Genomic DNA, 16,515 nt, shown 5'->3' on the forward strand with positions numbered 1-16,515 from the left:
GTTGCCAGTTGAGGAGCTGCTGCTAGCCATCGCTCCCGCCACAAGCGCACTTGAGTCCGCTCTAATTTCAACTCGCGAGTGAGCTGGCTATTAGAAGCTCCGGCAGCAGCCCGCAAGATTAACTGTGCTCGTCTCACTAGACGGTAAGGGTTTGTGGTGCGACGCACAATCTGTTTAAGTGCGGCTTGCTGTCTTTCTGACAGCATAATTCCTTGTGCTTGAGGGCTGTTCATTGACTCTTGTTGTTAACTTGTTGATTTTTGATGCTTTTGCTATTGGCAGTTTACCTCAGTTTTCACCCTTATCTAGGCTGGTGGGTTACTTCTGCCGAGCTGGTCTAGACTATCGTGGGTTTGATTGAGTGGCAGACAAATTTTTTAGAGACGCCAAGCTGTACGTCCCTACCGTGTGGTACAGTTTCCAAAATATTCAGATAAATTTAGTCAGCATTTTGAGAAAGTAGACGATTCAAAATTTCCTTGCCATTGGGCGCAAAAACTTGGACGCGAATCACATCCGGATCGCTAGGTCTCCACACAACTTGGTAACGATTAGGGCCATTACGCCAAGTAAAGACACGACGTTGGTTATTTCCTGATGTTGTAGCACCCGATAAGAGGAGAGAACTTCCGGTTCTCATGTTCTTCCCACTGTAGAAGTAGGAATTGTTTTCAAACGACAGCGATACTGACCAGGTATCATCCATAAACGTGCCTGTTGGAAATTTGGGAGCCGCAATCACTGGAGAATTAATGGCAAGGTCTGCAATAGTTGGTGTAGAAAGACCGAGAATTGCGGCAAGAGTAATGGCTTTGATGTTCATGGTTAACCTGTTGAAATCTTCCTGTGTCAGATTAGTCGAACTAGACAGTCCTGGAATCAGTAGAAGCTGGTAATTTTCAAGTACTACTTTTGTTCTGATTTGCAGAAATTCCTGATGTCCTGTGACGGTGACTCAGTCTCAAGCCCATCCTTAATCAGAGGGCAACGTTAGAAGCAAACTTGAGTTGCGATCACACTGTAAATTCTTGTCCTATTGAGTGACTACAAATGAATCGCAAAATAGGTTCATTATGCTTATTTCTTTAGTCTAATCTTTCTTTATATAGAGTATTTTTCTTAAAAAAATCTTCATATTACAGCAATCTTTAAGGGCATGGCATCGCCATGCCCCTACACAGAAATTTGGCGGTTAATCCATCCTCAATAGACCTCTTGCAAAAGTAAATTTTTGCCCCCCTAGCCCCCCAATTCTGGGGGGAACATGAGTTCAAAGTCCCCCAAGTTTGGGGATTTAGGGGGCATTCTAGGATTGATGCAAGAGGTCTAATGTCTAGCTAGCAGCCTGCCAAAACGGATAGTCTGTGTATCCCTTCTCGCCACCGCCATAGAAGGTTGCTGGATCGGGTGGATTTAGCGGTGCATTCAAAGCAAATCGTTTTGGTAAATCTGGATTCGCCAAAAACAGCGTGCCAAATGAAACTAAATCCGCTTCTCCTTTGCCTAATACGGCATTAGCTCGATCGCTGTTATAACCCCCATTGACCATCAATGTGCGAGTAAACCGATCGCGTAGAGGTTGAGTCGGTACTTCAGTCCCACCATGCCTGAGATCGGCTTCGTTCACCTCAACAATGTGCAGATAAGCCAAGCCAAAGCGATTGAGTGCTTCAGCCGCATAACGGAACGTGGCTAAAGGATTGGAATCATGCATATCATTGAACGTTCCACTGGGGGAAAGACGTACTCCAACTCGCTGTGCACCCCATACTCCAGCCACCGCTTCCGTCACTTCTAGCAGCAGTCGAGCACGATTTTCAATGGAACCGCCATACTCATCGGTACGGTGATTGGTTCCATCTCGCAGAAATTGGTCTAACAAATAGCCATTGGCTCCATGAATCTCTACTCCATCAAACCCAGCTTGGAGGGCATTTTCTGCTCCCTGACGGTATTGTTCAACAATTTCTGGAATCTCAGAGGTTTTCAGAGCACGAGGAGTAACAAAGGGTTTTGGCCCCTCATAGGTTGCTGCTTCGCCTCTCGGTGCGATCGCAGAAGGCGCAACCGGTAACGCTCCATCGGGTTGCAAGTCGGGATGAGAAACCCGTCCGACATGCCACAGTTGCAGGAATATTCTCCCTCCCTGTTGATGCACAGCATCCGTTACCAACTTCCATCCTTCCACCTGCTCCGGTGAATGAATCCCTGGTGTGCCGGGATAACCTTGTCCTTGGGGTGAGACTTGAGTCGCTTCGGTGATGAGCAGTCCTGCTGAAGCGCGTTGAGCGTAGTAGGTGGCGTTGAGTTGTCCTGGAACATTACCTTGACCGGCGCGATTGCGAGTTAAAGGAGCCATGACGATACGGTTCGGCAGTTCCAGGTTACCGAGTTTGTAGGGAGAGAGTAAATTGATATCCATATTTATGGGTTGAAGTTCTCAAATGACAGGTTGTCAGAAAACGAACCACAGAGGCGCAGAGAGCGCAGAGAAGGGAGGGAAGAGGAGAGATAATACCAATTTCATAAAATAGTGCAACCACTTAGACGATCCCCCTCGCATCCCCCTTTTAGATCCCCCTCCCGTCCCCGCTAATAAGGGGGAAGCCAGAAGATGCTGCGCTTTTGTTTGACGGGGACTTTAAACCCTCCATTTGTTCCCCCCTTTTTAAGGGGGGCTAGAGGGGAGCTCGCTCTGTACCAGCATTAAATGAAACTGGTATAAGCCGAGTTTTTTGACCTCTCTAAAAGTTTGCAGATAGACCTAGCGTTGTACGCTTGTCGCGGACTGGTTGAATAGCAATGTCCGTGATTTTTCAATATCCAGCGCCTGATTTTTGAAGGCTTCTGCTTTCTGGTAGGCACGAATTGTTGCCGGACGCGATTGAATTGTCTCAAACCAGCGCTTTAAGTTGGGAAAATCTTCTAGCTTCTGTCCTTGGTTTTCGTATGGCACAATCCAGGGATAAGCGGCTATATCGGCGATTGAATAGTTGCCAGCGACAAACTCTCGATCTGCCAATCGCTGATTGAGAACAGCATACAAACGCCCCGTTTCATTCACGTAGCGGTTAATGGCATAGGGAATCTTTTCTGGAGCGTATTGGCTGAAGTGGTGATTTTGCCCCGCCATTGGCCCAAGACCTCCCATCTGCCAAAATAGCCATTGAAGGACTTCGACCCGTTGGCGCAAATCACTGGGAATCAGTTGCCCAGTTTTTTCTGCTAAGTACAGTAAGATTGCACCCGATTCAAAGATTGAAATCGGCTCTCCACCATCAACAGGTTCGCGGTCAATGATGGCGGGGATGCGATTGTTGGGGGCAATCTTGAGAAAGTCGGGTTTAAATTGATCGCCAGCACCAATGTTGACGGGGATGAGGTTGTAAGGCAGCTCAACTTCCTCCAGGAACATCGTAATTTTATGACCGTTGGGTGTTGTCCAGTAATAAAGGTCAATCATGATAGTTTCTCCTGATTTGTAAGCATTCGTTCAATGAATTTGCCAGCTTATATCACTACGGATTTCCTTTTAGTCCTGCGTCCTCAGATACGCCTAAAGCGAGTCCCGTCCAATCGATATCTCCCCTTCCTTTAGCGATGCTTGAAATTAGGCGATCGCGAATTAAGCTTGCTACTGGCATTGGCATCTGACTTTCCTTTGCTGTCTGCAATGCTAATTCAACATCTTTTAACCCCAAAGCCAGTTTGAAGCCTGCGGGTTCATACTGCTCTTGAGCAATCATCCGTCCGTAGTTTTGATAAATGGGACAGGCAAACAGGGTTTGACCAAATAGTTCAGCCACCTGATTTCGGTCAATTCCATTCTTTTCGGCTAAGGTAAAGGCTTCTGCCATTGCTTCGATCGCCGAGATAATCAGAAAGTTACCTGAAACCTTGACGACATTGGCAGCGCTAACCTGTTCACCAAAATCAAAAACTTTCTGCCCTAGAACATTCAGCAGTGGTAGTGCCCTCTCTTTCGCCACTCCATTTCCTGACAGGCAAATCCATAACTTCCTGGCTGCTGCGGCATCCGGTCGCCCAAATACGGGGGCTGCCAAGTAATGAGTGCCTTTTTGTTCGTGCCGTTCAGCTAGGTTCTCAGCTGTAGTGGGTGAAATGGTACTCATGGAGATATGAATTCCACCATTACCGAGTTTTTCCAGGATGCCATTTTCACCCAAGACAACATCTTCTAAAGCCTGATCATTTGCCAGCATTGAAATCACAATGCCTCCGGGTTCCACTACATCAGCCGGACTCTCGCCTAATTCCGCGCCACTGTCTACCAGCACTTGAGCTTTCTGAAGTGTTCGGTTATACACTCGCAGCCTGTAGCCAGATTCAACCAGATTTGTAGCGATGGGCAAGCCCATATTGCCCAGACCGATAAAGCCAACAACATTATTCACTGGTTCTTCTCCTGATGTTCGGGTTTAAAGCATCAATATCGAGGCAACTAATACCAATTCACGAAATGCTTGATACAAATCTTTTCTTACTCCCCCCTTACCAAGGGGGGTTGGGGGGGTCGATGTGTAGAACATTAAAAGAGAAACGGTATAAGTAGAGCCTTTCGTAAATTCATAGCGAATGGAACCAGGCTTGAATGAAAACGCAAATGACGCAACATTTCGCTATCAACTTGTGAAATCCTGTACTTAGTCATGATCGCCTTCATCTCCTCTGCGTGAAATCTGCTATAAGCTGGAGATGACTGTTTTGAATCTCAGCCTGCCTAATGGCTAAATAATCGACCGAACCACACCACCATCTACCCTCAAGGCTGCGCCATTGGTGGCTGAAGCAAGAGGACTACACAGATAAACCACCATCGCGGCTACCTCTTCAGTTGTGGCAAAGCGCTTGAGTAGTGAAGTCGGACGCAGGGATTGGAAAAACTCGGTTTCGACTGTAGCAACATCCACATTGCGCTCTTTTGCCACTTGCTCTACAAAGCCCTCAACACCCTCTGAACGTGTGGGGCCAGGGAGAACTGCATTGACGGTGACACCTGTGCCAGCTGTTGCTTCTGCCAAACCTCGTGAAATAGCGAGTTGAGCTGTCTTGGTCATGCCGTAATGAATCATTTCGACCGGAATTTGAACCGCAGATTCACTGGAAATAAAAATTACCCTCCCCCAATTGCGTTCCTGCATACCGGGAAGGTAATAGCGACTCAAACGTACTCCGCTCAACACATTGGCTTCAAAGATGTTGAACCAGTCCTCATCTGAAATGTCGGAGAACGGTTTTGGTTCGTACAGTCCAAGATTATTGACTAAAATGTCGATGGTCGGAACTTGTTGAAACAGTTGCTCTGTACCCTCTCGTGTCGCCAGATCAGCTACGACTCCCGAAATTTTAGCGCTGGGGTTGCTTTGCTGAATTTTGTCGATCGCTTGAGTGACTCGCTGTTCTGAGCGACCGCTAATTGTAACGGATGCACCCTCTTGAGTTAACGCTTGGGCGATCGCAAAGCCGATGCCTGCTGTCGAGCCGCTAACCAGTGCTGACTTATCCTGTAATTTTAAGTCCATATCCTGTGCGTCCAAAACTATTGGGTTGGCTTTGACATAAACAAAGGTTTCCACCGAGCAACCAGTAAGCCGGTGGGCACTATACATCCTGCTTACTTACCAGGGAATGACGGTTCTATCCCGCAAAAACTTGCCTGTTAAGTCAGAAGGGGCTTCTGTCGCCAACCATGTTACTGTGTCTGCTCCCTGTTGAACCGATCGCGAAGCATTGGAACCACCCATATCTGTGCGAACCCAACCCGGACAGATCGAATTCACCACAATGTGCTTATCCTTGAGTGCCGCCGCCATCATACCTGTGACCGCATTCAGGGCTGTTTTCGAGAGACAGTAGGCAGGTGCCCAATTCCCCATATCTGTGAGTTGACCGCCACCACTGGAGACATTGATGACTTTCCCGGCATTGCTCTTGGTAAGGAGCGGTACAAGTTTCTGTATTAAGCGCAGTGGCCCCAGTGTATTGGTTTGCAGGGTTTGCAGAATTACCTCGGATTCCACCTCCAGTACAGAGGAATTGGGTGCATCGAGGAGGATACCCGCATTGTTGACGAGTACGTCTAGATGGTTGGTTCGGGATGCTAGTTCTTTGGCTAGGCGATCGATACTGGCTTCGTCTGCCACGTCCAATTGCAGGAATTCAACCGTTAGTCCATCCTGCTGCAATTTTTGGGATGCCTCTTCTCCACGCTGGCTGTCGCGAGCCGTAAGAAAGACTTTAAACCCTGCTGTTGCAAGCTGTCGGACGATTTCTAAGCCAATGCCTTTATTGGCTCCTGTCACTAAGGCAATTTTTTCAGTTGTCATAACTCAACCCAATTAATGAGTTTTGATGCTGACTCAGGCAATCTGCCTGTTGAGCCCGTAGGTAAGGTGGACAAGGCCACCCTACCCTCAACTCACCACAATCCGCTTTACAGGTGCTTGTCCAAGGCGCTAGCTAAAGTGGTTTTTGGGACTGCGCCTACCACTGTATCGACTTGCTGTCCTTTGTTAAACACCATCAAGGTGGGAATGCTGCGAATTCCATACTGGCTGGCAATACCGGGATTTTTATCGGTGTCTAGTTTCACCACCTTGACTTGTCCTTCATACTGAGTAGCTACCTCATCCACCACTGGAGCGACCAGTCGACAAGGGCCACACCAAGGTGCCCAAAAATCTACTAACACCGGAAGTTCACTTTCGAGGACTTCTTGCTTGAACGTAGCGTCTGTTACTGGGGTAACCGATGACATGGTTGTCCTCCCGAATTAGTTCTTTATTTCGAGAATCTCGAATAATTAAACTATAGTTCAGTCTATGCAATAATGCAACTATGAGACTGCTGTATCACCCAGACCAAAAAGACATCTCTCTAGCCGGCGTACTTTATGCCCTAGGAGACCCAGTGCGGCTTGAAATTGTTAGGCGTCTGGCAACGAAGGGAGAACAACCCTGTGCCGCGTTTGATTTAGCGATCGCAAAGTCTACCATGTCCCATCACTTCAAAGTCCTGCGAGAGTCCGGTGTACTTTACTGTCGCAAAGAAGGAACACAACACCTCAATTCGCTGCGGCGTGAGGATTTAGATGCGCTGTTTCCGGGTTTGTTGGATGCGGTTTTACAAGCCGCGCAACATTCTCTCTCCCATTGAGGCTGGAGAGGCTATTTCTACTGAGCTGACTACAGCATGTCAGGGCAAGCACATAGAGCACTCATGTAGGTTGGGTAGAGCGTAAGCGTTACCCAACAGACTTTCCTAGAGTTGGGTTTCGTTCCTCAACCCAACCTACAAAGTTGACATGCTCCCATTTAGGGGGCTTTTACAGATTTGTTTGTACACGATAGCCTTGAATTTTACCGAGATTAACTAAGGACGCTCCCCGCTAGCATACGATAGAGTCGATAAGAACCTGGTCTATCACTGACTTATCCATGAGCGGATACCTTGAAGCATCTACCTCTCCCAACGAACCCAACAGTGCTAACTCAATTCGCGCTACAGAAAGGGCGTTGAGCGTCGCGGCTGAAAATGCAGACCATAAAACGGTCGATCGCAGCAAGCTAACACCCATGATGCAGCACTTCGTGGAGGTAAAAGAGCAGTATCCTCATGCGCTGTTGCTGTATCGGGTTGGGGACTTTTATGAAACCTTCTTTCAGGATGCCCGAAGGTTAGCAGAAGAATTGGAACTCGTCTTAACCAGTAAAGATGCTGGTAAGGGAATTGGGCGAGTTTATATGACAGGGGTTCCCCACCACGCCTTAGACCGCTACTGTAGGATGTTGGTGGAAAAAGGATTTGCGATCGCAATTTGTGACCAAGTGGAAGATGCGGCGGTTGCAGCCAAAGAAGGGCGGCAGGTGCGGCGTGAGGTAACGCAAATCCTTACCCCAGGCACCTTGCTGGATGAGGGGATGCTGGCAGCGCGACGCAATAACTTCCTCGCCGCTATTGTGATGGCTGGAAATCATTGGGGTTTAGCCTATGCCGATATCTCCACAGGCGAATTCCTCACCACGCAAGCGACGGAGTTAGAACTGCTGGTGCAGGAACTGATGCGCTTGCAACCCTCAGAAGTGCTGATTCCCACCAATGCCCCTGATTTAATTAGTATGCTGCGACCGGGGGAGAAATCCGAGCATTTGCCGGAGGGTTTGCCGAATTCATTTTGCTATACCTTTCGTCCCCAATCGCCCTTTTCCCCAGCCGAAGCCAGACAGAGAATTATAGAACGATTTAGAGTGCGATCGCTCGAAGGGATGGGTTGCGAACATTTGCCCTTAGGTGTCCGTGCGGCTGGGGGTTTGTTGGAATATCTAGAAGATACGCAAAAAGAGAATTATGTCGCGCTTCAATCCTTACGCACCTACACCATTGCTGATTACTTAATTCTCGATCACCAGAGTCGCCGCAATCTGGAAATCACCGCAACCGTTCGGGATAACACGTTTCATGGCTCCCTATTGTGGGCGTTGGATAGAACCAGTACGGCTATGGGGGGCAGGGCGTTGCGCCGTTGGCTGTTGCAACCCCTGCTGGATATTAAAGGGATTCGGGCGCGGCACGATTCGATTCAGGAATTGGTGGAAAATCCCGGATTACGGGAGGACTTACGGCAACTATTGCGGGGTATCTATGATTTGGAACGGCTGACAGGGCGTGCCAGTTCGGGTAAGGCGAATGCACGAGATTTAGTCGCACTAGCTGATTCTCTTTTAAAATTACCAGAACTTGCAGAGCTTGCCGCTTATGGTTCCTCTCCCTATCTGAGAGCGTTGCAGAAAGTGCCGCCACAACTGGAACACCTAGGGCAACAACTCCGCGCCAATCTCGTAGAGTCTCCTCCTCTACATCTGATGGAAGGGAACTTAATTCGAGCGGGGATTAATCCTCAGTTGGATGAGATGCGAGCAACAGCTGAAGGGGATCAGCAGTGGATTGCCAATTTGGAAGTGACGGAGAGAGAGCGCACGGGTATTTCTACCTTGAAGGTGGGGTTTAATAAAGCGTTCGGTTACTACATTAGTATTACTCGGAGTAAGGCAGACCAGGTTCCAATTAATTATATTCGCAAGCAAACCTTAACCAATGAGGAGCGTTTTATTACTCCGGAATTGAAGGAACGGGAAAATCGAATTCTTACGGCACGGGAAGATTTGAACCGTTTGGAATATGAGATTTTTGTGGCTCTAAGAGTACAGGTGAGTGAACTGGCTGAAGAGATACGCAATGTGTCTCGTGCAGTGGCAGCCGTTGATATTCTCTGTGGTTTGGCAGAGGTAGCGGTGTATCAGGGGTATTGCCGTCCCAATATGGTGGAAGGGCGGGAGATTCGGATTATTGATGGGCGTCATCCGGTGGTGGAGCAGTCTTTGCCGACTGGGTTTTTTGTGCCGAATTCGGCGTATTTGGGTCAGGAAGGGTTGAAAGTTGGAAAGTTGAACGTTGAAAGTTCGGAAAAAAACCTTCAATCTTCAACCCCTTCTAACCTTCAACCGAATAACCTTCAACCTTCAACCCCTTCTAACCAACCCGATTTGATTATTTTGACGGGGCCAAATGCAAGTGGGAAGAGTTGTTATTTAAGGCAGGTGGGGTTGATTCAGTTGATGGCACAAACGGGGAGTTTTGTTCCGGCATCGTCGGCGACTTTGGGAATATGCGATCGCATTTTTACTCGTGTGGGTGCGGTGGATGATTTGGCGACGGGTCAATCGACATTTATGGTGGAGATGAATGAGACGGCGAATATCCTCAACCATGCCACGGCTAAATCCCTGGTTCTTCTCGATGAAATTGGGAGAGGAACGGCAACATTTGATGGTCTTTCGATTGCTTGGTCGGTGGCGGAATATCTAGCAACAGAGATTCAGGCGCGAACAATTTTTGCCACTCATTACCACGAACTCAATGAACTTGCCTCGCTTCTTCCGAATGTGGCTAACTATCAGGTGACAGTGAAGGAGTTAGCCGATGAGATTGTCTTTTTACACCAAGTTCAACCCGGTGGTGCGGATAAGTCCTATGGGATTGAAGCAGGGCGTTTGGCGGGGTTGCCTGCATCGGTGATTCAACGGGCAAAGCAGGTCATGAAGCAAATTGAAAAACACAGCAAAATAGCCGTTGGACTGCGTAAAAGTGGCTTAACTCCGGAGAAAAGCAGAACCGAGGAGCAGATTCAACAACTGGATATTTTTACTGAATGATGCCCAAAAATTTCCTGAATGGATATGTAGCAATCCGTGCAGAAGTTATAATATACTCTCTTCTCTTTCTCTGAGTTCTCTGCGCCTGAAGTGGTTCGTTTCAACTAGAATGACTGAATGGATTAAACGTCTTTCCCAGAAAGTAAAATAAAGGTGGAAGCCTCATGGGTGGAAAATCCTTATTGTAAAAGATGTAATTCGTTTCAGTTCCTACTAAATAAACTTGCTCTCCTTTTTTGATAACTTCGATCGCATAGTAGACGAGGTCTTCGCCCAACTGAAATGCATCACAAAGTTGAGAAAAGTTAGGCTCTATAATTTTTTGCTCGATTAAGTTTAATATAAACCGTTCAGCCTTCTTTTTATTATCAATTTTAGAAGACGCTGGGGAATGGATAAAAAAAAATTGTATAAAACACCCCACATAGCAATAAACTAAGTCTTCTGGAGTTAAGGCAGTCCAATCATTAAGATAAATAAAGCTCCAGGTAGTAGGCCCGGTAAAAATAATTCCTTCAAATCCGTTTTTCAGCCTGTACTTAATCAAAAAAATTTTTACAGGCTGTTCTTCCAAAGGCCACGTAATATCTCGCTCATAAACAATCTCTTGTTTGACTGGCTTCTTACCAAATTTATGGGTTAACCATTCAGCGGTTTGATTCAAAGCCCATCGCCGATCTTGCCGATCTTTTTGTTGTTTCACAGCGTCTTTTCGCCGTTTTTTATTAGTCCTCTTGTTCTATTGTAGTATTTCTGTATTATAATAACCAGTGTCGTAAATTATTGCTTTAGTTTACTTCTGCTAGGTTTAGCTAGACTTGTAACAACAGCAACTAACTCTGCTGGCTCTACGGGTTTAGATAGATGATTTTGGAAGCCTGCGGCGATCGCTTGCTGATAGTTGATTTCTCCGGCATAAGCAGTCAGTGCGATCGCCCGAATCTGCCCTCCCTGCTCTGGGGGTAGGGTTCTCACCTGTTGCATCAGCATATATCCATCCATATCCGGCATCCCGATATCGCTCAACAGTACATCCGGTACAGATTGACTTAAAGCCGTCAGTGCTGCCCCCGCTGAGCCAACGGCTCTCACCCGCGCTCCATACTGTTCCAGCAAAAAGGCAACAAACTCCCGTGTATCGGCATCATCATCAACCACCAAAATCTCGACACCCTGCAAATCTAAGGATGGCTTAGGCTGTTCGCTGTCCCAATCGCTTCGGGGCTGGGATGGTAGAAGTGGAAGCCTGACGATAAAGGTGGCTCCCTGCCCTTCGCCAGGGCTATCGGCTTGGACGGTTCCCCCATGCAGTTCGACTAAGTGACGCACGATCGCTAATCCTAACCCCAGTCCGCCAAAATTACGGGTGGTAGTGGCATCGGCTTGGCGGAAGTAGTCAAACACATAGGGCAGGAAGTCAACTGGGATACCCTTGCCGGTATCGCTGACGGTGATTTGGGCTTGAGAACCCATGCGCTCCAGTCGGATATCAACCCGCCCTCCTGGGGGTGTGAACTTAATTGCGTTGGAGAGGATGTTCCAAATGATTTGCTGTAAGCGGCTGGCATCCCCCGAAACAGCGCCCACCTCTGGTTCAAGCTGGGTATACATCTGAATTGATTTAGCTTCCGCCGCCAGACGCACTGTTTCCATTGCCGCCTCAATGGCGGACGCGAGAGCGACTGGAGCCGCATTCAGGCTGAGTTTGCCTTGCAGAATCCGGGAGACATCCAGCAAATCCTCAATCAGTTCAGCCTGTAATTTGGCATTGCGTTCGATGATTGCCAGGGCTTCAGCTGTCCTAGCGGCATCAAACTTTCTAGTCTGAAGCAATCTTGACCAGCCCAAAATGGGGTTGAGGGGCGATCGCAGTTCGTGAGATAGCACAGCAAGAAACTCATCTTTGATGCGGTTAGCGGCTTCTGCCTCAACCCGTGCAGCCTGCTCACGAGTAAGGAGTGTCGCACGTTCTACCTCGGCTCGCTTACGCTCAGTGATGTCCAGCACGATCGCAATCACATTTTGAGGTTTACCCGATGAGTCGCGAGTGGCAACAACGTGGTTACTCACCCAAACCTCCGATCCATCTTTGCGGATGTAACGCTTGTCGATCACAAAGTCTTGCCCTTGTGTTACCAGACGTTGAAAAAGCTCGGTATGGTGGGGTCGATCCTCAGGATGGGTGATGTCTTGCTTGCGTTTGTGTAATAGTTCCGCCATTGAATAGCCGACAATGTCGCAAAATCGTTGGTTGGCTAGTAAGAATTGACCCGTCAAATCCGTGAGCGTAATTCCTGCGGTTGCTTGATTCACGATCACGCGAAATCGCTCTTCACTGGTGCGTAGTGCCTCTTGAGCCAGCTTGTGCTCGGTCACATCTTGGAAGACTACAACTGCCGCAACAATGTGCCCCTTAATGTCCCGAATTGGAGTTGAATTCGCATTCATGAAAATGCGGCTCCCATCCCCTCGGTGTAGCTCAATTTCTTCGTTGGTTATGGTTTCACCCGTTTGCAGGGATGTCCTAAGAGGACGACCTACGGTTCGCATCAGCGGATATTCATCGGCTTTGTAAGGTTGACCGTCTAAATGAAAACCCTCAAATGATGCAACCTGGTCATACTCTCCAAGTTGGGGCGCTTGTTCGTAGTCATAGCCAACAATTTGTTTGGCTTGTTCATTGGTGAGAACCAATTTGCCCGAAGCCGCATCTGCAATCATTACGCCCGCAGGCATCTGTCGTAATACAGCCTCAAACCGAGCCCGTTCGAGCGCCAATTCCTGGAGCAGTCGTTCCCGATCAGCTTCCACTTGTTTGCGCTTGGTAATATCCACAGAAACGCCGATCATCCGCTCTAGTTGACCATCCAACCCCCGGTAGGTAGTGCCCCAACTACTCAGCCAGCGCGTCTGTCCATCAGGGCTGAGTATCCGGTAATCCATTGAGAGCGGCGTTCCCTGTGTGATCGCCTCTTCGACCGCCTGCTGCAATTGTTCGAGATCGTCTGGATGCGTCAACGCGATGAAATCATCGAGCGGTCCTTCCTGGAAACCACAGACTTCACGAGCTACTTCCGAACAAACAGCCCACTCAGTTTTGTAGTCAAGCTCCCATACAAACATTTGAGCTGCGGTTAGAGCCAGTTGCAAACGCCCTTCGCTTTGACGTAGGGCTGCCTCTGTCTGCTTGCGATCGGTGATTTCCGTAACCAGAATGGATACGCCATTTGCGGAAGGATAAACGCGGTTCTCAAAACAGCGCTGCCAGGACGAATGGTAGTACTCAAATTGAACAACCCTTTGCTCTGCTACGGCACGATGTACTTGAATATAGAATTCGCTTTCCAGTATTTCCGGAAAAACATCCCAGATACACTTACCGAGTAAGTCTTCTTTACCGATTCCTACCGCTTCCACTACCCGGTCATTAACGTAGGTATAGCGCCATTCGGGGTCTAGCACCAAAAACTGGTCATTGATACTCGCGAGGACACGTTCTAAATTCTCTTTCGCTGACTGCGCCGCACTTCGTGCCGCTTCGCTAACCATTCGTAGCTCCTGCTCTCGCTGGGTTGCTTCCTGGCGCATCTGAGCCAGCTTTAGCGTTGCCTCGACACGAGCCAGCAGTTCACGGGCAGAAAAGGGCTTAATCAGATAATCATCCGCGCCTGCTTCCAAACCTTCAATGCGGGACTCTTCTCCAGCACGGGCAGACAGGAGGATAATCGGGATTTCGCGGGTAATCGGGTCAAGCCTTAGCTCTCGCAACAACCCCAAGCCGTCTAACCCTGGCATCATCACATCCGTCAAAACCAAATCGGGAAGCCGCTGACGAACCCTCTGCTTAGCCGCAATCCCATCCACCACGGTTTCCACTTCGTACCCTTGACTGACCAACAACCGTTTCACATAGTTGCGCATATCTACGTTATCGTCAGCCAGAAGAATTTTGGCAGAGGGCGAGAGGGGGAGACGCGGTGAGGGGGAGACGCGGTGACGCGGAGAGGAACTCTCCAAATTCCCCGCGTCCCCGTGTCCCTGTGTCTCTGTGTCCTCTTCTGGTAGCCAACGTAAGGCTTCTTCAATATAGGTTGCAGCCCCCATTGTGGTTGAGGCAAGGGTGCGAGTTTTACCAATACATTCTTTGGGAATGTGGGCGTAACCAGTGGGAATCAAAATAGTAAAGCAAGTACCCTGATCGACAACGCTACTAACCTGAATCGTGCCGCCATGCAACTTGACCAGTTCTTGCACTAAGGACAAACCGATGCCCGATCCTTCATAAGTTCGTCCCCTTGCCCCTTCCACCCGATGGAATCGCTCAAATAAATGCGGCATCTCTTCAGCGGGAATCCCGGTGCCTGTGTCTCGTATTTCTAACTCAACGTGGTCATCTGCCCAACGGAGAGCAACGGTAATTTCTCCCTTGAAGGTGAATTTAAAGGCATTGGAAAGGAGGTTGAGAATAATCTTTTCCCACATTTCCCGGTCTACATAAACCGGTTCAGGGAGTGGGGGACAGTCCACACCGAGCTGGATTCCGGCTCGTTCGATCGCGGAGCGAAACACCCCCGCCAAGTCAGCCGTGAGCATTGCCAAGTCTGTCGGCTCATACACCGCTTGAACTCGCCCTGCTTCAATGCGGGAGAAATCTAACAGCGTATTCACCAGCTTCAGCAAGCGCAGGGAGTTGCGGTGGGCGGTTTCGAGTTGAGAGCGTTCACTGGGCAAGGGGCCTGCTGGATTGGCAAGCATATCCTCCAGGGGGCCCAGCATCAGGGTGAGTGGGGTACGGAACTCATGACTGATATTGCTAAAGAAGATCGTTTTTGCCCGATCAAGTTCAGCTAGGGCTTCTGCCCGTTTGCGTTCTTCTTCGTAGGCTTGGGCGTTGGCGATGCTAGCGGCGATCTGAGCTGCAATCAAATCGATAAACCCGCTATAGTTATCGTCGAAGAGCCTGAACGGATTCAAACCAACAACCAGAATGCCCGCTTGTCCGGTTTGCCCGGAGGGTGCGATTGGCACAATGACGGCCTGATGTGGGGGTCGCTGCCAAGCGCCCGTCGGCAGGCTACCCAATAATGCCAAATTGCTAACCAGACATGGCTTGTGTGTTGCGATCGCTTCTGCAAAAGGCCATACCGAATCTGAATCGAGGGCGATCGTTTCAGGGACGGCGGGGTGGTGGCGATCGATGCCCGATGTTCCAGCCAGATAAAGGCAGTCTTTACCTGGATCGACCAGATAAATCATCGCAAAGGGGAGGTCGTAGGGGTTGGTTTCCAGACATTTCGCACTCAGAGTGCAGGCATTATCAAATGTCCGGGCATCTGCTGTCCTGGCTGCCAGTTCCCGCAACAGCGCCAACTGACGCTCACCGATGATGCGCTGGGTGTCGTCTGTGTTGGCGCAGATAATGCCGCCTGTACCGCCCCGATCATTAGGAACCGGGCTGTAGGAAAACGTATAGTAGGTTTCTTCTGGGTAGCCGTTGCGCTCCATGATCAGCAGCAGCGCTTCGTCGTAAGTGCCCTCATTATTCAGCATGGCGAATTCTGCGCGAGGCCCGACCTGATCCCAAATCTCTCGCCACACGTAAGAGGCAGGCTGCCCAAGCACTTGCGGATGTTTGCCCCCGACAATAGCCTTGTAGGCGTCGTTGTAAAGGTTAATTAGCTCATCACCCCACCAGACAAACATGGCTTGGCGAGAGGTAAGCATAATGCGTACAGCGGTCTTTAGGCTCTGGGGCCAGTGCTGAGCCGGGCCCAGAGGGGTAACCGACCAATCGAGTGATCGCATCATAGCACCCATCTCTCCGCCCCCAGCGAAGAGTTCTTCCAGTGCAATTGCCGCCCCTTGCTGAGTCACAGCCTATGTTCCTCCTCTGGAGAATATTTACCCACCAGACTATTAGCAAGTTTCCGTATCCGTAAGGTGACTGAAGCAGAACTAAACAGCGATAGGGTTAGCAAAGCGGAACCGTTCGGTTCAGCGCTGCTACGTTTTCGTAGCAGGATGAATAAGCCGTCCAGCGCAGAGCGCAGCATCCCTTCAATTTTTTCCATCGCCAACGGGGAGTGTCTTCCCCTGCTATTTTCCCAAAAATTAACGGTGAGAAATGTTACTCCTAACTTAGCAGCTAACTTTTCCTGAGTCAGTTCCAAAGGCTGTCGCCGTACTCGAATTAAGGTCTCGATCTCTAGTTGCCGTCCCACCACCAATATTAATTTTGCGTTACTCGATCTTCTTAATGGTAGATACAGTAGGCGATTTTTTC

13 protein-coding genes are annotated in these 16,515 nt (G+C 49.1%); 2 read left to right on the forward strand and 11 right to left on the reverse strand.

All coding sequences use genetic code 11. From position 1 onward, the window contains the following. The 8 genes from V6C93_RS23540 to trxA form a co-directional block, all read right to left on the reverse strand. Window positions 1-233: helix-turn-helix domain-containing protein (locus V6C93_RS23540; protein ID WP_414644255.1), on the reverse strand; the 233-nt coding region annotated here is incomplete at its 3' end. 206 nt (window positions 234-439) lie between these two features. Further along, window positions 440-823: a hypothetical protein gene (locus V6C93_RS23545; protein ID WP_333479107.1), complete on the reverse strand. Its 384-nt coding sequence runs from the start codon at window positions 821-823 to the stop codon at window positions 440-442. Between the two features lie 510 nt (window positions 824-1,333). After that, a complete protein-coding gene (locus V6C93_RS23550; RefSeq protein WP_349262816.1) occupies window positions 1,334-2,428 on the reverse strand; it encodes an alkene reductase in 1,095 nt (364 codons plus the stop codon). 336 nt (window positions 2,429-2,764) lie between these two features. Beyond that, window positions 2,765-3,463: a glutathione binding-like protein gene (locus tag V6C93_RS23555; RefSeq protein WP_333479109.1), complete on the reverse strand. Its 699-nt coding sequence runs from the start codon at window positions 3,461-3,463 to the stop codon at window positions 2,765-2,767. Between the two features lie 55 nt (window positions 3,464-3,518). Next, a complete protein-coding gene (locus V6C93_RS23560) occupies window positions 3,519-4,415 on the reverse strand; it encodes an NAD(P)-dependent oxidoreductase (RefSeq protein WP_333479110.1) in 897 nt (298 codons plus the stop codon). Window positions 4,416-4,748: 333 nt separating this feature from the next. Next, complete coding sequence (locus V6C93_RS23565; protein ID WP_349262817.1) at window positions 4,749-5,543, reverse strand: SDR family NAD(P)-dependent oxidoreductase; 795 nt, start codon at window positions 5,541-5,543, stop codon at window positions 4,749-4,751. Between the two features lie 96 nt (window positions 5,544-5,639). After that, entirely contained in the window at window positions 5,640-6,347 is a 708-nt protein-coding gene (locus V6C93_RS23570; RefSeq protein ID WP_333479112.1) for an SDR family oxidoreductase, read from the reverse strand. Window positions 6,348-6,454: 107 nt separating this feature from the next. After that, window positions 6,455-6,778, reverse strand: coding sequence for a thioredoxin (gene trxA / locus V6C93_RS23575; RefSeq protein ID WP_333479113.1), 324 nt, complete (start codon window positions 6,776-6,778; stop codon window positions 6,455-6,457). A gap of 80 nt (window positions 6,779-6,858) precedes the next feature. On the opposite strand from trxA, the gene V6C93_RS23580 reads away from it, so the two are divergent. Next, on the forward strand, window positions 6,859-7,176 hold the full coding sequence (locus V6C93_RS23580) for an ArsR/SmtB family transcription factor (RefSeq protein ID WP_333479114.1): 318 nt from the start codon (window positions 6,859-6,861) through the stop codon (window positions 7,174-7,176). Between the two features lie 281 nt (window positions 7,177-7,457). Then, complete coding sequence (mutS, locus tag V6C93_RS23585) at window positions 7,458-10,232, forward strand: DNA mismatch repair protein MutS (RefSeq protein ID WP_333479115.1); 2,775 nt, start codon at window positions 7,458-7,460, stop codon at window positions 10,230-10,232. Window positions 10,233-10,332: 100 nt separating this feature from the next. On the opposite strand, the gene V6C93_RS23590 is transcribed toward mutS, so the two are convergent. The 3 genes from V6C93_RS23590 to V6C93_RS23600 form a co-directional block, all read right to left on the reverse strand. Then, window positions 10,333-10,935, reverse strand: a complete 603-nt coding sequence (locus tag V6C93_RS23590; protein WP_333479116.1) for a hypothetical protein — start codon at window positions 10,933-10,935, stop codon at window positions 10,333-10,335. Between the two features lie 77 nt (window positions 10,936-11,012). Further along, window positions 11,013-16,106: a PAS domain S-box protein gene (locus V6C93_RS23595; protein ID WP_333479117.1), complete on the reverse strand. Its 5,094-nt coding sequence runs from the start codon at window positions 16,104-16,106 to the stop codon at window positions 11,013-11,015. Beyond that, window positions 16,103-16,456, reverse strand: coding sequence for a helix-turn-helix transcriptional regulator (locus tag V6C93_RS23600; RefSeq protein ID WP_333479118.1), 354 nt, complete (start codon window positions 16,454-16,456; stop codon window positions 16,103-16,105). Before V6C93_RS23600 ends, V6C93_RS23595 begins: the two co-directional genes overlap by 4 nt. Window positions 16,457-16,515 lie beyond the last annotated feature (59 nt).

It is taken from the genome of Allocoleopsis sp., assembly GCF_036703385.1.
Lineage (GTDB): Bacteria > Cyanobacteriota > Cyanobacteriia > Cyanobacteriales > Coleofasciculaceae > Allocoleopsis.